Annotated in this window: 17 protein-coding genes; 11 read left to right on the plus strand and 6 right to left on the minus strand. The window is 69.7% G+C overall.

What is annotated here, in order from left to right; all coding sequences use genetic code 11:
• Window positions 1–42 precede the first annotated feature (42 nt).
• Window positions 43–1,599 (minus strand): MFS transporter, encoded by a 1,557-nt coding sequence (locus tag KUM49_RS46120; protein ID WP_217242972.1) that lies wholly within the window; start codon window positions 1,597–1,599, stop codon window positions 43–45.
• Between the two features lie 129 nt (window positions 1,600–1,728).
• Between KUM49_RS46120 and KUM49_RS46125 the strand changes: the two genes are divergently transcribed.
• Window positions 1,729–2,463: a TetR/AcrR family transcriptional regulator C-terminal domain-containing protein gene (locus tag KUM49_RS46125; protein WP_217242973.1), complete on the plus strand. Its 735-nt coding sequence runs from the start codon at window positions 1,729–1,731 to the stop codon at window positions 2,461–2,463.
• 6 nt (window positions 2,464–2,469) lie between these two features.
• Here KUM49_RS46125 and KUM49_RS46130 read toward each other — a convergent pair whose 3' ends face one another.
• Complete coding sequence (locus KUM49_RS46130; protein ID WP_217242974.1) at window positions 2,470–2,943, minus strand: SseB family protein; 474 nt, start codon at window positions 2,941–2,943, stop codon at window positions 2,470–2,472.
• A 180-nt stretch (window positions 2,944–3,123) separates the two neighbouring features.
• On the opposite strand from KUM49_RS46130, the gene KUM49_RS46135 reads away from it, so the two are divergent.
• From KUM49_RS46135 to KUM49_RS46160, 6 genes are all read left to right on the plus strand, one after another.
• Window positions 3,124–3,975 carry an intradiol ring-cleavage dioxygenase gene (locus tag KUM49_RS46135; protein ID WP_217242975.1) on the plus strand — a complete coding sequence of 284 codons (852 nt, stop codon included), beginning with the start codon at window positions 3,124–3,126 and terminating at the stop codon, window positions 3,973–3,975.
• Window positions 3,976–4,111: 136 nt separating this feature from the next.
• Window positions 4,112–5,938 (plus strand): acyl-CoA dehydrogenase, encoded by a 1,827-nt coding sequence (locus KUM49_RS46140; RefSeq protein WP_217242976.1) that lies wholly within the window; start codon window positions 4,112–4,114, stop codon window positions 5,936–5,938.
• 99 nt (window positions 5,939–6,037) lie between these two features.
• The gene (locus tag KUM49_RS46145; protein ID WP_217242977.1) at window positions 6,038–7,333 is read left to right on the plus strand and encodes a M18 family aminopeptidase; all 1,296 of its coding nucleotides are present in this window, start codon (window positions 6,038–6,040) and stop codon (window positions 7,331–7,333) included.
• Window positions 7,334–7,432: 99 nt separating this feature from the next.
• A complete protein-coding gene (locus KUM49_RS46150; protein ID WP_217242978.1) occupies window positions 7,433–7,684 on the plus strand; it encodes a DUF6458 family protein in 252 nt (83 codons plus the stop codon).
• Between the two features lie 291 nt (window positions 7,685–7,975).
• Window positions 7,976–9,085, plus strand: a complete 1,110-nt coding sequence (locus KUM49_RS46155; RefSeq protein WP_308407030.1) for a glycosyltransferase family 2 protein — start codon at window positions 7,976–7,978, stop codon at window positions 9,083–9,085.
• A gap of 45 nt (window positions 9,086–9,130) precedes the next feature.
• The gene (locus KUM49_RS46160; protein WP_217242979.1) at window positions 9,131–9,295 is read left to right on the plus strand and encodes a hypothetical protein; all 165 of its coding nucleotides are present in this window, start codon (window positions 9,131–9,133) and stop codon (window positions 9,293–9,295) included.
• Window positions 9,296–9,461: 166 nt separating this feature from the next.
• Here the strand turns inward: KUM49_RS46160 and KUM49_RS46165 are convergent, their stop codons facing one another.
• Window positions 9,462–9,854: a cupin domain-containing protein gene (locus KUM49_RS46165; protein ID WP_217242980.1), complete on the minus strand. Its 393-nt coding sequence runs from the start codon at window positions 9,852–9,854 to the stop codon at window positions 9,462–9,464.
• A 52-nt stretch (window positions 9,855–9,906) separates the two neighbouring features.
• On the opposite strand from KUM49_RS46165, the gene KUM49_RS46170 reads away from it, so the two are divergent.
• Together KUM49_RS46170 and KUM49_RS46175 are read left to right on the plus strand one after the other, a co-directional pair.
• Window positions 9,907–10,896, plus strand: coding sequence for a helix-turn-helix domain-containing protein (locus tag KUM49_RS46170; RefSeq protein WP_217242981.1), 990 nt, complete (start codon window positions 9,907–9,909; stop codon window positions 10,894–10,896).
• A complete protein-coding gene (locus KUM49_RS46175) occupies window positions 10,893–11,387 on the plus strand; it encodes an LURP-one-related/scramblase family protein (protein WP_217242982.1) in 495 nt (164 codons plus the stop codon). The genes KUM49_RS46170 and KUM49_RS46175 overlap by 4 nt, the downstream gene beginning before the upstream one ends.
• Before the next feature lie 184 nt (window positions 11,388–11,571).
• Here KUM49_RS46175 and KUM49_RS46180 read toward each other — a convergent pair whose 3' ends face one another.
• Window positions 11,572–12,366 carry a carbon-nitrogen family hydrolase gene (locus tag KUM49_RS46180; protein ID WP_217242983.1) on the minus strand — a complete coding sequence of 265 codons (795 nt, stop codon included), beginning with the start codon at window positions 12,364–12,366 and terminating at the stop codon, window positions 11,572–11,574.
• A 184-nt stretch (window positions 12,367–12,550) separates the two neighbouring features.
• Here KUM49_RS46180 and KUM49_RS46185 point away from each other — a divergent pair, with 184 nt between their 5' ends.
• Window positions 12,551–13,375 carry a maleylpyruvate isomerase family mycothiol-dependent enzyme gene (locus tag KUM49_RS46185; RefSeq protein WP_217242984.1) on the plus strand — a complete coding sequence of 275 codons (825 nt, stop codon included), beginning with the start codon at window positions 12,551–12,553 and terminating at the stop codon, window positions 13,373–13,375.
• 28 nt (window positions 13,376–13,403) lie between these two features.
• Here the strand turns inward: KUM49_RS46185 and KUM49_RS46190 are convergent, their stop codons facing one another.
• Window positions 13,404–14,705 (minus strand): nitrate/nitrite transporter, encoded by a 1,302-nt coding sequence (locus KUM49_RS46190; protein WP_217242985.1) that lies wholly within the window; start codon window positions 14,703–14,705, stop codon window positions 13,404–13,406.
• The gene (locus tag KUM49_RS46195) at window positions 14,702–15,352 is read right to left on the minus strand and encodes a GntR family transcriptional regulator (RefSeq protein WP_217242986.1); all 651 of its coding nucleotides are present in this window, start codon (window positions 15,350–15,352) and stop codon (window positions 14,702–14,704) included. Before KUM49_RS46195 ends, KUM49_RS46190 begins: the two co-directional genes overlap by 4 nt.
• Before the next feature lie 232 nt (window positions 15,353–15,584).
• On the opposite strand from KUM49_RS46195, the gene KUM49_RS46200 reads away from it, so the two are divergent.
• Window positions 15,585–16,487 (plus strand): D-alanyl-D-alanine carboxypeptidase family protein, encoded by a 903-nt coding sequence (locus KUM49_RS46200; RefSeq protein WP_374200284.1) that lies wholly within the window; start codon window positions 15,585–15,587, stop codon window positions 16,485–16,487.
• Window positions 16,488–16,582: the final 95 nt, after the last annotated feature.

A 16,582-nucleotide genomic window follows, 5' to 3' on the forward strand; every position in this document is an offset into this window, starting at 1 on the left:
ACCCTTCCCAGGGCACCGGCCTCCCGGCCCAACTCAATCAGGTCAGGCGATCAGCTCGGACTCCTTCACGGAATCCGAGCCCGAACCCAGGGCCTGACCCGCCTCGGCACCCGAACCCGCCTGCGGCTCCTGCGGCCGCTTCTTCCCGTCCCGCATCACCACCGCCGCCAGCACCGCCGCCACCAGCACACCGATCGCGCTCACGGTGAAGGTCGTCGACATCGACGCGGTGAAGGCCTCCCGCGCCGCCCGCACCAGCCCGCTGTCCCCCTGGGCCACCGCCAGCGCCTCCGCGATCGAGTTCCCGGCCCCTTCCGGAGCGTCCGCCGGCATCTCCGCCCTGAAGCCGCTCGACAGCAGCGAGCCGAGGATCGCGATGCCCAGGGCCGTACCGGCCTGCTGGATGGTGTCGTTCAGGGCCGAGCCGACGCCCGCCTTGTCCGCGGGGATGGTGCTCATCAGCGCGGCCACCGCGGCCGGCATCGCGAGGCCCGCGCCGAGGCCGAGGAGCCCCAGGGCCACCGCCGGGAGCGTGAAGCCGGAGTCGGCGTCCACCGTGGCCATCAGGGCGAAGCAGACGACCATGAGCAGCATGCCGCCGAGGATCACGAACCGGTTGCCGATCGCCGCGGAGAGTTTGACGCCGACCCCGTTGCCGATCAGCGCGGCGACCGCCAGCGGCAGGAAGGCGAGGCCCGCCTCGATCGCCGAGTAGCCGAGCACGAACTGCAGGTACTGGGTGAGGACCAGCAGCAGACCGCCGTTGCCGATCTGGACGAGGGCGAGGGACAGCGAGCCGCCGCTGAAGTTGCGGTGCTTGAAGAGGACCAGCGGGACCATGGGGGACTTCGTGACGTTCTCCCAGATCACGAAGCCTGCCAGGGACAGCACCGCCACCACCAGCGTGAGGGTGGAGCGGCCGCCGAGCGCGCCGTGCTGCGGCAGCTCGATGATCCACCAGACCAGGGCCGTCATGCCGGTCGCGGACAGCACCGCACCCAGCGGGTCGGCCTTCTGCCAGGGCGCCTTCGACTCCGGCATGAGCGTGACACCGGCGACGAGGGCGAGCGCGACGACGGGCACGTTGATGAAGAAGATCGCCTGCCAGGAGAAGTGTTCGATCAGTACGCCGCCCAGGACCGGACTGCCGACCAGGCCCAGCATCGACACCGAGCCCCAGGCCGCCATCGCCTTGCCGCGCTCGTCCTCGTCGAAGACCGTGATGAGGATCGAGAGGGTCGACGGCATGATCAGCGCCCCTCCGACACCCATCGCGGTGCGTACGGCGATCACCTCGCCGGGGCTGGTGCAGAAGGACGCCGCCAGCGAGGCGGCCCCGAACAGCAGCAGGCCGATCAGCATCACCCTCCGGCGGCCGAAGCGGTCGCCCAGGCTGCCGGAGGTCAGGAGCAGACCGGCGAACACCAGGATGTAGGAGTCGAGGATCCACTGCGTGTCCTGGGCGCTGGCACCGAGGTCCTCGGTCATCGCCGGCACCGCGACGGTCAGCGCCATGTTGTCGACCACCAGGACCAGCGTGCTCAGGCAGAGCACGACGAGGATCCACCAACGACGTGGGTTGCGGGCTTCGGCTTCCATGGGACTCCCCTTCGCGAACACCGTTCCTTCGATGCGCACACTGTACGCATGACGGAACAGCGTACGCAACCGCCTATCGCTGTACGCTCGATGCGAACGACGTACGCAGCAGGTCGCGTGAGGAGTGACATGGCAGCCAAGACGACGAAGCAGAACCCCATCCCGTCCGTGTGGGCCCGCCCCCAGCCCAGGGCCGACCAGCCCACCCTCAACCGGAACGCCATCGTCCGTGAAGCCGTCGCCATGCTGGACGCCGACGGCATCGAGGCCCTGAGCATGCGCAAGCTCGGCGCCCGCCTGAACGCCGGCGCGACCTCCCTCTACCGGCACGTGGCCACCAAGGACGAGCTGATGGAGCTCGCCGTGGACGAGGTCGCCGCCGAGATCCACGTACCGGCCGCGGACGGCTCCGACTGGCGTGCCGCCGTCAGCGAGGCCGCGGGATCGTTCCGTACGACGGCGCTACGCCACCCCTGGCTGTCCTCGGTGCTCGGCCAGGCCGGACTCGCCTACCTCGGCCCGAACCTGATGTCCTTCTCCGAGCGGCTGGCCGCGCTGTTCAAGGGTGCCGGGTTCCTGGAGCCGGAACGCGCGATCGAGACGGTCATGGCCTACGTCGTCGGCATGAGCACCACCGAGGCGGCCTGGCTCACCACCATCGCCCGCTCCGGCGAGAGTGAGGCGGACTTCATCGCCCGCCTCCTGCCCGCCGCCCAGCAGGCCGCGGCCGGCCACGCCCACCTCGAAGGCGGCTACGCCGATGCCACCGCCGCGACCCAGGACCCCGTGGCCGTGCGGGACGGGAAGTTCGCGTACGGTCTGGAGGTCGTCCTCGACGGCCTGGCTCTGCGCCGACCGGAGTGAGAACGATCAGCCGTACATCCGCCGCATCGCGAACTCGACCATCTGTTCCACGGCCTTCGCGTCGAAGACCATGCGATGCTCGCCTTCCATGTCGAGGACGAAGCCGTAGCCGGTCGGGAGCAGGTCGATGACCTCGGCGCCCGTGATGACGAAGTACTTGGACTCCTTGCCCGCGTACCGGCGCAGTTCCTTGAGCGAGGTGAACATGGGGATCACCGGCTGCTGGGTGTTGTGCAGGGCGAGGAAGCCGGGGTTGTCACCGCGCGGGCAGTAGACCTTCGAGGTCGCGAAGACCTGCTGGAAGTCCTCGGCGGACATCTGCCCGGTGGTGAAGGCGCGCACCGCGTCCGCGAGGGAGGGCGGGGACGGCTCGGGGTAGAGCGGCGGCTGCTGGCCGTAGCCGCCGACGCCGCCGGACATGGGCTGCTGCGGCGGGGCGTACCCCTGCTGTGCACCGACGTTCTGGTCGTAGCCGTACATGCGCGCAAGAGTACCGAGAGCGGCCGGGGAGCGGGCCGCTACGGGGTGGGTCGGCAAACCGACAGGGGATCGACAGTGACTTGACAGCCGTCGGCCTGGTGTTCTCGCCGCCACGGCTCATAACGTCTGCCATGCCAGATAAAAGCACCGGAACGGCACCACACGGGCAAGGGGACAGCCATGCACGGACACCACGGCGACGAGGTCCACGAGCACGACAGGGGACTCTCCTACGACCTTCCCGTCCTCGCCCGCCGCCGGATGATCCGGCTGATGGCGGGGGCGAGCCTGGTACCGCTGGTGGGCTGCACCACCGAGGACGCCCCGTCCACCCCCTCCGCCGCCTCGTCCGGCTCACCCTCCGCCGCCGGGAGCTCCGCCGCCGCGGGAACCTCTCCCGAGTGCGCGACGATCCCCGACGAGACCGCCGGCCCCTTCCCCGGCGACGGGTCGAACGGCGTGAACGTCCTGAAGGAGAGCGGGGTCGTCCGCAGCGACATCACCAGCAGCTTCGGCGACTCCGCGGGCGGCACCGCGCAGGGCGTGCCCCTGACCCTCACGCTCACGGTCGTGGACGCGGCCTCCGGCTGCGGGACCCCGAAGGCGGGCGCCGCCGTCTACGTCTGGCACTGCGACCGGGACGGCGACTACTCGCTGTACTCGGAGGGTGTCTCCGACGAGAACTACCTGCGCGGCGTCCAGGAGACCGACGACAAGGGGCAGGTCACCTTCACGAGCATCTTCCCCGGCTGCTACCCGGGACGCTGGCCGCACGTCCACTTCGAGGTCTACGGCAGCCTGGACGACGCCACCGCGGCGACGTCCATCACGAACACCTCGCAGCTCGCCTTCGCCCAGGACGTCTGCGACACGGTGTACGCCACGGACGGCTACAGCGGGAGCGTGACGAACCTCGGCCGGCTCTCCCTGGAGACGGACAGCATCTTCAGCGACGGCCACGAGCAGCAGATGGCGACGACGACCGGCAGCGTCGAGAAGGGATACACGGCGACGTTGACGGTTCCGGTGTGACCTGTCACAGATGTCGGATCGGGGTTGCTTCTTATTACCGGCGGGTAGCATCATCAGTAGCTACTTGTTGGTACATGAACTAGGTGCGAGGAGCCAGTGCCTCGCCGATCCGCCGATCCGCTACGGAGCCGTCGCCATGGGGCACTACAAGTCGAATCTCCGCGACATCGAGTTCAACCTCTTCGAGGTCCTCGGGCGCGACAAGCTGTACGGGACCGGTCCGTTCGAGGAGATGGACACCGAGACCGCCAAGAGCATCCTCGAGGAGATGACCCGCCTCTCGGAGAACGAGCTGGCGGAGTCCTTCACGGACGCCGACCGCAACCCGCCGGTCTTCGACCCGGAGACGAACACCGCGCCGGTCCCGCCGTCGTTCAAGAAGAGCTACAAGGCGTTCATGGAGTCGGAGTACTGGCGCCTCGGACTGCCCGAGGAGGTCGGCGGTACGACCGCTCCCCCGAGCCTGATCTGGGCGTACGCGGAGCTGATCCTCGGCGCCAACCCGGCCGTGTGGATGTACTCCTCCGGCCCGGCGTTCGCCGGCATCCTCTACGACGAGGGCAACGACGTACAGAAGAAGATCGCGCGGCTCGCCGTGGAGCGGACCTGGGGTTCGACCATGGTGCTCACCGAGCCCGACGCGGGCTCCGACGTGGGCGCCGGCCGTACCAAGGCGATCCCCCAGGACGACGGCTCCTGGCACATCGAGGGCGTGAAGCGCTTCATCACGTCCGGTGAGCACGACATGGAGGAGAACATCCTCCACTACGTCCTCGCCCGCCCCGAGGGCCACGGCCCGGGCACCAAGGGCCTGTCCCTGTTCCTCGTCCCGAAGTACCACTTCGACGTCGAGACCGGCGAGCTGGGCGAGCGCAACGGCGTGTACGCGACGAACGTCGAGCACAAGATGGGCCTGAAGGCCTCCAACACCTGCGAGATGACCTTCGGCGACCGGCACCCCGCCAAGGGCTGGCTGATCGGCGACAAGCACGACGGCATCCGCCAGATGTTCATGATCATCGAGGCCGCGCGGATGATGGTCGGCACGAAGGCGATCTCCACGCTGTCGACCGGCTACCTGAACGCGCTGGAGTACGCCAAGGAGCGCGTCCAGGGCCCCGACCTCGCCAACTTCATGGACAAGACCGCGCCCAAGGTCACCATCACGCACCACCCGGACGTCCGCCGCTCGCTGATCACGCAGAAGGCGTACGCGGAGGGCATGCGCGCCCTGGTCCTCTACACGGCGTCGGTGCAGGACACCATCGTGGTCAAGAAGGCGAACGGCGAGGACGCCTCGGCCGAGGAAGCCCTCAACGACCTGCTCCTGCCCATCGTCAAGGGCTACGGCTCCGAGAAGGGCTACGAGCAGCTCGCCCAGTCCCTGCAGACCTTCGGGGGCTCCGGCTTCCTGCAGGAGTACCCGATCGAGCAGTACATCCGCGACGCCAAGATCGACACCCTGTACGAGGGCACGACCGCGATCCAGGGCCAGGACTTCTTCTTCCGGAAGATCGTCCGCAACCAGGGCGCGGCGCTGAACTCCCTCGCCGAGGACATCAAGAAGTTCCTGGCGCTCGGCACCGGCGGCGAGGCCCTGTCCGGCGCCCGTGAGCACCTCGCCAAGGCGGCCGTGGAGCTGGAGGCGATCGTCGGCCTGATGCTTACGGACCTCGCGGCCACCGAGCAGGACGTCAAGAACATCTACAAGGTGGGCCTGAACACCACCCGCCTGCTCATGGCCTCCGGTGACGTGGTCGTCGGCTACCTGCTCCTCAAGGGCGCCGCGATCGCCGCCGAGAAGCTGGAGACGGCCTCCTCCAAGGACGTGCCCTTCTACACCGGCAAGATCGCGGCGGCGAAGTTCTTCGCGGCCAACGTCCTGCCGGGCGTCACCCTGGCCCGCAAGGTCGCCGAGGGAGTGGAGCTGGACCTGATGGACCTGGACGAGGCCGCGTTCTAGGACACATCAGACCAGCCGCCCGGACCTCCACACCGTCCTTACGAGGGCCCGCTCCGCATCGCCGGGAGCGGGCCCTCGTACGTCGTTAAGGTGAACCCCATGAGCGCACCCTCCCGCTTCGACCGCGGCCACACCGACGACCTCATGACCTTCCTGGCGGCGAGCCCCTCGCCGTACCACGCGGTGGCCAACGCGGCCGAGCGCCTGGAGAAGGTGGGATTCCGACAGGTCGCGGAGACGGACGCGTGGGACGGGACGACCGGCGGCCGGTACGTGCTGCGCGGCGGGGCGATCGTGGCCTGGCACGTGCCCGAGGGCGCCCAGCCGCACACCCCCTTCCGGATCGTCGGCGCCCACACGGACTCGCCGAACCTGCGGGTCAAGCCGCGGCCCGACACGGGGGCGCACGGGTGGCGGCAGGTGGCTGTGGAGATCTACGGCGGGCCGCTGCTGAACTCCTGGCTGGACCGCGATCTGGGCCTGGCGGGCCGGCTGACCCTGCGGGACGGTTCGACGCGGCTGGTGAACGTCGACCGGCCGCTGCTGCGGGTGCCCCAACTCGCCATCCACCTGGACCGTTCGGTGTCGGCGGAGGGCCTCAAGCTCGACAAGCAGCGGCACCTGCAGCCCATCTGGGGGCTGGGCGGCGACGTCCGGGACGGCGATCTCATCGCCTTCCTGGAGGAGGAAGCCGGGATCGGCGCGGGTGAGGTCACCGGCTGGGACCTGATGACGCACTCCGTGGAGCCGCCGGCCCACCTGGGCCGGGACGGCGAGCTGGTCGCCGGGCCGCGCATGGACAACCTGCTGTCCGTGCACTCCGGGGTGGCCGCGCTGGCCGCCCTCGCCGGCGGCGGCGACCTGCCGTACATCCCGGTGCTCGCCGCCTTCGACCACGAGGAGAACGGTTCGCAGTCGGACACGGGCGCGGACGGGCCGCTGCTCGGGAGCGTGCTGGAGCGTTCGGTGTTCGCGCGCGGCGGGTCCTACGAGGACCGTGCCAGAGCCTTCGCGGGGACCGTCTGTCTGTCCTCCGACACGGGCCACGCGGTCCACCCCAACTACGCGGAGCGGCACGACCCGACGCACCACCCGCGCGTCAACGGCGGCCCGATCCTGAAGGTCAACGTCAACAACCGCTACGCCACGGACGGTTCGGGGCGTGCGCTGTTCGCCGCCGCCTGCGAGAAGGCGGACGTGCCCTTCCAGACCTTCGTCTCCAACAACTCCATGCCGTGCGGCACGACGATCGGCCCGATCACCGCGGCCCGCCACGGCATCACGACCGTCGACATCGGTGTGGCGATCCTGTCCATGCACAGCGCACGGGAGTTGTGCGGCGCGGACGACCCGCATCTGCTGGCGAACGCGCTGGTGGCGTTCCTGGCGGGGTAGCTTCCGAGCTCGAACGGTTCCCTGCGGCATGGGGGTTGACAGACGGGGTACCCGCAGTTCCGGACCGGATCGACCGGACCGGACAGGGAGGCGACACTCATGGGCCTCGGCGGGTGCATCATCCTCATCGCCGTGGGCGCCATCCTCACGTTCGCGACCGACTGGGACATGCAAGGGGTCAACCTCGACCTCGTCGGCATCATCCTGATGGTCGTCGGACTGATCGGCGTCAGCACCTTCAGCAGCATCGCGCGGCGCAGGCGCGTCGTGATGCCGCCCAACACGCCGGTCGTCGAAGAGGAACGGCCCCACAGCAGGCGGAACGGATACAGCGACGGCTACGGCGTCTGACCGGCAGGCTGCATGACGCATCGGCAGGTAGCCCCGATAAAACCCCAATCGGGGCACAGGCACTGCAGCGGCACAGGACCCCCGGAGCGGTATGCACAGGGCATGCGGAGACAACCTTGAGCATTTCGTAACCGGGGGCATCTTGTGCGCTTGTGTGAATATCGTGAAGAGTGGAGTCTCTGAGGCCCGGGGGGATGCAGTGCCGGGCCGTTGCACCAGTACCTCGGGGGGCTCCACGTGCTCGACCTCGCTGCCCCGGCGTCCGCTCCGGCACACGATCCGCGGCAGCGGATCTCCGGCCGCCATGCCGCTCGCCGCGCGCACGCCGCCCCCGAGAACCCCGGCCCCGTACCGCGCGTCGCGGCACTGATACCGGCCCACAACGAGCAGGACCGCATCGCGGCCGCCATCCAGGGCCTGTGGAACCAGACCCGGCCCCCGGACCTCGTCGTGGTCATCGCCGACAACTGCACCGACGACACCGCCCTCGTCGCCGCGTCCCTCGGCGCCCAGGTCTTCCACACGCAGGGCAACACCCACAAGAAGGCCGGCGCCCTCAACCAGGCCATCGCCTGGATGCTGCCGCACCTGGACGACCGCGACCTGCTGCTCGTGCAGGACGCCGACACCGTGCTCAACCCGTGGTTCGCCGAGACCGCCCTCGCCACCTTCAACCGCAGGGTCGGCGCCATCGGCGGCGTCTTCTACGGCGAGGAGGGCGGCGGCTTCCTCGGCCTGCTCCAGCGCATGGAGTTCCACCGCTACGCCTGGGAACTGGAGCGCACCGGCGGCAAGGCGCAGGTCCTCACCGGCACCGGCACCATGTTCCGCGCCCGGGTCCTGCGCGAGGTGCGCGCCGCCCGCCGCGACGGTGTGATCGGCGGCGGCACCAGCTACTACAGCCTCGCCTCGCTCACCGAGGACGACGAGATGACCAAGGCGGTCAAGACCCTCGGCTACCGGGCCATGTCCCCGGCCGGCTGCGCGGTCACCACCGAGGTCATGCCCACCCTGGGCAAGTTGTGGCACCAGCGGCTGCGCTGGCAGCGCGGCGCCCTGGAGAACCTGCGCGACTACGGCTGGACCCGGGTCACCGCCCGCTACTTCGCCCAGCAGTTCCTGATGGGCTTCGGCGCGCTGTCCTTCCTCGTCTACATCACCTTCATGATCACGTACACGACGCTGTACGGCTGGCCCGGCTTCTCTCCGTTCTGGACCGCGATCGGCCTGCTCTTCATGGTCGAGAAGACCGTCTCGGTGCGCCGGGCAGGTCCCCGTGCCGTCCTGGTCGCGGCGCTGATGATCCCGGAGATGTTCTACGACCTGTTCCAGCACGCCATCTACTTCACGTCGCTGTGGGGCCTGTTGCGCCGCAGCGAGGAGAAGTGGGTGGCCACGTGAACCGCCCCCCACGGACCACCGCACCACACCACTAGGAGAACGACCATGTACGGAAGAGTGATAGGCGTCGGTTCCACCGGTGCCGGCGGCGCCACCCTGGCCGCCACCGGCCTGTGGGTGAACAGCATGGCGCTGATGGTCACGGCCACCACGCTGGTGGCCGCGGGCGTGGCCCTGTACAAGCTGGCACCGCGCCCGCGCCGCCGCTGACCACGACGACGGGGCCCAGGAGGCGTCCGGCCCGGCGAGCACGAGGGGCAGACGATCCGCCACGCCCTCGGTGAGGCGGACCGGGACGCCCCAGTTTTGCTGCGAGGGTGCGGGAGAGATCACTTCCCGCACCCTCGCCTTTGAGCCTGCCACCGAGCACCGACAGTCACGTCAGCGCGTGGCCCGTGGTCACGTCCACGTGGTCCGGTACGTCGTCGTGACGGTCGCCGACGGTGAGGGTGCCGGTGGGTTCGAGGACGAGGATCGCCGTCGGCCGCGGGGCGTAGGGCTTGTGTTCGGTGCCGCGCGGGACCGTGAAGACCGAGTCCTTGGGGAGGACGACCGTGCGCTCGCCGTCCGTCTCCCGCAGGGCGATGTGCAGTTCGCCGTCCAGGACCAGGAAGAACTCGTCGGTGTGGTCGTGGACGTGCCACACGTGCTCGCCCTCGACCTTGGCGATGCGTACGTCGTAGTCGTTGACGGCGGTGACGATGCGGGGGCTCCACAGGTCGGCGAACGACGCGAGGGCCTGGGGAAGGGAGACGGGTTCGCTGCTCATGGGGTCATGGTGCGGGGTGCCCGGGCCGCCGTACGAGTGCTAGAAATCGCACATGCCGCAAGGATCCTCTCAGCCGCACACAGTGGTTCTGCTCGTGGACGAGAACTCCAACCCGTTCGAAATGAGCTGCGCCATCGAGATCTTCGGGCTGCGGCGACCGGAACTGGGCCGGGAGCTGTACGACTTCCGGCTGTGCGCCGCCGAGCCCGCGACCCGTATGCGGGACGGGTTCTTCACGCTCACCGGGGTCGCCGGGCTGGAAGCGGCCGAAGAGGCGGACACCCTGATCGTGCCGAACCGGCCCGACACCAACGCCCCGCGGTCCCCGCGCGTCCTGGACGTCGTGCGCCGGGCACACGCGCGTGGCGCCCGGCTCGTCGGCTTCTGCTCCGGGGCGTTCACGATCGCGCAGGCCGGGCTGCTGGACGGTCGCCGGGCCGCCTGCCACTGGATGTGGGCGGACTCCTTCCGGACACGCTTCCCGCGCGTACACCTGGAGTCTGACGTCCTGTTCGTCGACGACGGCGACATCCTCACCGCGTCGGGCAGCGCCTCGGCCCTCGACCTGGGCCTGCATGTCGTACGGCGCGACCACGGTGCCGAGGTCGCCAACCACGTCTCCCGGCGCCTCGTGTTCGCCGCGCACCGGGACGGCGGGCAGCGGCAGTTCGTGGAGCGGCCGGTGCCCGCGGTGCCGGACGAGTCGCTGGGGCCGCTGCTGGCCTGGGCGCAGGAGCGGCTGGGGGAGCCACTGACGGTGGCCGGCCTGGCGGCGCGGGCGGCGGTGTCGCCGGCGACCCTGCACCGGCGCTTCCGCGCGCAGCTGGGGACGACCCCGCTGGCCTGGCTGACGGGGGAGCGGGTGGCGCTCGCGTGCCGGCTGATCGAGCGCGGGGAGGAACGGCTGGACGTGGTGGCGGCCCGCAGCGGGCTGGGGACGGCCGCGAACCTCCGCGCGCGCGTGCGGCGCGAGACCGGACTCAGCCCGTCGGCCTATCGGCGGCGTTTCGGACCGGGCGGCGGGGAAGCCCTGGTGTCATGAGATTCCTCGTACGCGACCGGATCCTCGGCATCGGTGACGACTACTGGATCGAGGACGACCACGGCAACAGGGTGTTCCTCGTCGACGGCAAGGCGATGCGCCTGCGGGACACCTTCGAGCTGAAGGACACGCAGGGGCGCGTCCTCATCGACATCCGCCAGAAGATGTTCGCCGTGCGCGACACGATGGTGATCGAACGGGAGGGTGAACCGCTCGCCACGATCCGCCGCAAACGGCTCTCACTCCTGCGCAACCACTACCGTGTGGCCCTGGCCGACGGCAGCACCGAACTCGACGTCAGCGGCAAGATCCTCGACCGCGAGTTCGCCATCGAGTACGACGGCGGACTGCTCGCCGTCGTCTCCCGCCGCTGGCTGCACGTGCGCGAGACATACGGAGTCGACGTCGTCCGGGAGGACGCGGACCCGGCGCTGCTGATCGCGGTGACGGTCTGCGTGATCCACCTGGCGGAGAAGGAGCGACGGGACTGAACCCCAGCCCGTCCGGCGCCTGTGGAGCGACGGGGACTGAACCCAGCCCGTCCGGCGTTTGAGGACGAGGCCGTTCAGGCCGAAGCGGGGGTCTGGGGGCGGCAGCCCCCAGGGACGGGACGGGAAGGGGCGGCGGGGGCGAAGAAACCCTGGTGGAAACCCTGCGCGCGGCTCCAGGCCACCTTCACCGACGCGGCGCCGCCACCCCGAGTACCCGGTCCCTGAGCGCCGGGAACTGCTCGCGGGTCGTCGTGACCTTCTCCGGGGCGAACTCCACCGTGAGGACCTCCTCGTCGGCGCCTGCCTCGGCCAGCACCTCGCCCCACGGATCGACCACGATCGAGTGACCGGCCTGCGGAACCCCGGCGTGCGTCCCGGCCGTTCCACACGCGAGCACGAACGCCTGGTTCTCGACCGCCCGCGCCTGGGCCAGCAGCGTCCAGTGCGCCCGGCGGCGCTCCGGCCAGCCCGCCGGGACGACAAGGGTCTGGGCACCGGCATCGACGAGACCGCGGAAGAGTTCGGGGAAACGGAGGTCGTAGCAGGTCGCAACCCCGACGGTCGTGTCGGGCAGACGCACCGTCACCAGGTCCTCGCCCGCACCCATCAGCACGGCCTCGCCCTTGTCGAAGCCGAAGCGGTGGATCTTGCGGTAGGACGCGGCCAGGTCGCCGGAGGGAGAGAAGACGAGCGAGGTGTTGTAGAGCGTCCCGTCCGGGGCGCGCTCCGGAATCGAACCGGCGTGCAGCCACACGCGCGTGTCACTCGCGGCCTTCGCCATGGCCTCGTACGTCGGCCCCTGAAGCGGTTCGGACTCCCGCCCGAACTCCTCGAACGCGAACGCCCCGGTGGTCCACAACTCGGGCAGTACGACGAGGTCGGCGCCACCTTGATCGCGTACCAGGGAGGCCACGCGCAGCCGCCGGGAAGCGACCGATTCGCCCTCGTCCACGGCGATCTGGATCAAAGAGGCGCGCACACTACCACCGTCCTGGCATTCGAGCCGTCCACACGGGCCTACGATCGTCACACGAAAGCACTGCCGGGGTGCCTCACAGCAGCGTAACTTAGCGTTCCAAGACACCCGCCGACAGCCACCTCCCGCTGGCAACGCCGCCGACGCCACCACCGCCCGAGTACCGACCGCCGAGGGGTCCCGTTCCGTGAGTCTGCATCCCACCCTCCAGCCCTACGCCGACGCCTGGACCCACTCCATCGAAGCGATATCCGAGCTGGTGTTGCCCCTGGTGGAGGGTGAGTGGAACCGCCGCACCCCGTGCCCGGGCTGGTCGGTCCGTGACGTCGTCTCCCATGTCATCGGCCTGGACTGCGAGATGCTCGGCGACCCGCGTCCCATCCACACGCTGCCGCGCGACCTGTTCCACGTCACCAACGAGCACCAGCGCTACATGGAGATGCAGGTCGACGTCCGCCGTCACCACACGGCGCCGGAGATGACCTCCGAGCTGGAGTACGTGATCATCCGCCGCAACCGCCAGCTGCGCAACGAGTCGCGCGACCCCGGCCACAAGGTGCGCGGCCACGTCGGCACGGAACTCACCCTCGAAGAGTCCATGCGCGGCCACGCCTTCAACGTGTGGGTGCACGAGCAGGACCTGCGCGCCGCCCTCGGCCGCCCCGGCAACCTCGACTCCCCCGGCGCGCACATCGCCCGGGACGTGCTCCTCTCCGTCCTCCCGCGCATCGTGGCGGAGGACGCGGGCGCGCCCCGCAGTTCGGCGATCGTCTTCGACGTCCACGGGCCCATCGAGTTCCTGCGCACGATCCGCGTCGACATCCAGGGCCGCGGCACCCTTGAGACGGCTCCCGCCCTCGGCCCCGCCGCCACCCTCACCCTGGACTGGGAGACCTACGTCCGCCTCGCCTGCGGCCGCGTCACACCGGAGGCCGTCGCCGACCGGGTCAAGGCGGAGGGCGATCCGCAGCTCACCGGGGCGATTTTGCGGAACTTCGCGGTGACGCCGTAGCGGGGGTGCCGCCAACCAGCCGGGTGCCCTACGCGGGCACGTGCACCGTCTCCACCCGGCTGGCGACCAACCGCTCCCGCTCCCTGCGGGCCGTCCGCTTCCGCAACCGCAGAATCTGACTCACCCCGACCGCCTGGAGCACGAACACCGAGGAGAACGCGACGCGATAGTCGTCGCCGGTCGCGTCCAGCAGCACCCCGATCGCGAACAGCGTCGTCATCGAGGCGACGAAACCCCCCATGTTCGTGATCCCGGACGCGGTCCCCTGCCGCTCCGGCGGATTCGCCGGCCGGGCGAAGTCGAAGCCGAGCATCGACGCGGGCCCGCACGAACCCAGGACCGTGCACAACACGATCAGCAGCCACATCGGCGCGTGCTCGCCGGGATAGGCCAGCGTGACGGCCCACATCAGCGCCGTCGTCCCCACGGTCCCCAGAGCCAGCGGCAGCCGCGCCGCGTGATGCCGGGCGACGACCTGCCCGTAGACCAGCCCGACAACCATGTTGGACAGCACGACCAGCGTCAGCAGCTCCCCCGCCACGGCCCGTGACAGCCCCTGCGCCTCGACCAGGAACGGCATGCCCCACAGCAGCAGGAACACCATCGCCGGGAACTGGGTCGTGAAGTGCACCCACAGCCCGAGCCGCGTCCCCGGCTCCCGCCAGGACGCGGCGATCTGCCGCCGTACGTACGCCGCCCCCTGATGCGGGGACGGCTCCGGCTCGTGCCCCTCGGGGTGGTCCTTCAGGAAGAGCAGCAGCAGAACCAGCACCACGACACCGGCGAGCGCGCTGCCCGCGAAGGCCGCCGTCCAGCCGACGCCGTGCAGCAGCCGCGCCAGTACGAGGGTGGAGACCAGGTTGCCCGCCATGCCGACCAGCCCCGCGAGCTGCGCGACCATCGGACCGCGCCGGACCGGGAACCAGCGGGAGCCGAGCCGCAGCACGCTGATGAACGTCATCGCGTCCCCGCAGCCGAGCAGCGCCCGCGAGGCGAGGGCCATGCCGTACGACGGGGAGAAGGCGAAGCCGAGCTGTCCGGCCGTGAAGAGGACGACCCCCAGGCCCAGCACCTTCTTGGTGCCGAGCCGGTCCACCAGCAGGCCGACGGGGATCTGCATGCCCGCGTACACGAGGAGCTGGAGGATCGAGAACGTCGACAGGGCGGACGCGTTGACGTGGAAGCGGTCGGCGGCGTCGAGGCCGGCCACCCCGAGCGACGTGCGGAAGATGACGGCGACGAAGTACACGGAGACGCCGATGCCCCAGACGGCCATGGCGCGCCGCCCGCCCGGAGGGTCACCCGGCAGGGTGACCGACGCCGAGCTCATCGGACGTCCCCCCGGGCCAGATGGGAGAACCAGCCGACGTGCCGGTGGACGACACCGACGGCGGCCTCCGCGTCCCCGGAGCGCAGCGCCTCGAGGATCTCCTCGTGCTCGACGAGGGTCTTGGCGATGCGGTCGGGGTGGGAGTGCAGGATGGCGACGCCCATGCGCAGTTGGCGGTCGCGGAGCTGGTCGTAGAGCCGGGAGAGGATTTCGTTGCCGCCGCTGCGGACGATCTCGGCGTGGAAGCAGCGGTCGGTGACGGCGGCTTCGGCGAGGTCTCCGGCGGCGGCCTGCGCCTTCTGCTTGGCCAGCAGTCCCTCGAGCCGTTCGATGAGTCCGGCGGGGGCGGGTACGGCCTTGCGCGCCGCGTGCTCCTCGACCAGCAGCCGGGTCTCGACCACGTCCTTGATCTCCTGGGCGGAGACGGGCAGGACGAGCGCTCCCTTTTTCGGGTAGAGCTTGATCAGCCCTTCCACCTCCAGCCGCAGCAACGCCTCCCGCACAGGTGTGCGGGAAACCCCCACGGCGTCGGCGAGTTCACCCTCGGTCAGAAGAACGCCGCCCTCGTAACGGCGGTCCAGGACGCCCTGCTTGACGTGCGCGTACACGCGGTCGGCGGCGGGCGGGTGCTTGACTGCCAGGCTCATGCCCACAACTTAGATACAACACGTACGCATGATGGCGACCGTCCACCATGCGGACCTGGAGGGCATCTCCGGTAAAGGCTGCGGCAAATAACGGGAACCCGCCCCAGCAGCCGCACAACCTTCTGTGCTAGTTACGAGTCACACACCTGCGGCCCCACCTTCTTTGCACCTCAACTCGGCCGCACCTCCAGGGGCATTCGACACAATCGGGGTATCTCAGTTGATAACCGGCATCAAGGACGGCTTCCAGGTTGTCCGCTTCCGCCGAGCCGCCGCCGTCACCGTGACCGCAGGCGCCATGCTCGCGTCCGGAGCCCTCGCCGCGGCACCCGCACAGGCCGTCACCGCGCCCACGATCGTCGCCAAGGGCGGCTACGTGATGAACAACGCGAACGGCGCGGGGCTGTACGGCAAGGCCGCGAACACCAAGCGCTCCACCGGCTCCACCACGAAGATCATGACCGCCAAGGTCGTGCTCGCGCAGTCGAACCTCAACCTCGACGCGAAGGTCACGATCCAGAAGGCGTACAGCGACTACATCGTGTCGAAGGGCGCCTCCTCGGCCCGCCTGATCGTCGGCGACAAGGTCACCGTCCGCCAGCTGCTGTACGGGCTGATGCTGCCGTCCGGCTGTGACGCCGCGTACGCGCTCGCCGACAAGTTCGGCTCGGGCACCACGCGTGCGGCACGCGTGAAGTCGTTCATCGGCAAGATGAACAGCCAGGCGAAGAGCCTCGGCCTGACGAACACGCACTTCGACTCGTTCGACGGCATCGGCAACGGCGCCAACTACTCGACGCCGAAGGACCTGACGAAGCTCGCCAGCAGCGCGATGAAGAACTCCACGTTCCGCACGGTCGTCAAGACGAAGTCGTACACCGCCAAGACGATCACCAAGACCGGCAGCACGCGCACCATGCCGACGTGGACGAACACCAACACCCTGCTCAGCAGCTACAGCGGCACGATCGGTGTCAAGACCGGCTCCGGCTCCGAGGCGGGCTACTGCCTCGTCTTCGCCGCCACCCGTAACGGCAAGACGGTCATCGGCACGGTCCTGTCCTCCACGAGCGCAAGCCAGCGCGCGACGGACGCGACGAAGCTGCTCAACTACGGCTTCGCCAGGCTCGGCTGATCCGGCCTTCGACCGGCCGCACCTGTGAGTGAAGGGCCCTCCGCCGTCGGCGGAGGGCCCTTCACCATGTCGGCCGTGACAATGCCGGGGGCCGG

This window comes from Streptomyces sp. AC555_RSS877, from assembly GCF_019049245.1.
Classification (GTDB): Bacteria; Actinomycetota; Actinomycetes; order Streptomycetales; family Streptomycetaceae; genus Streptomyces.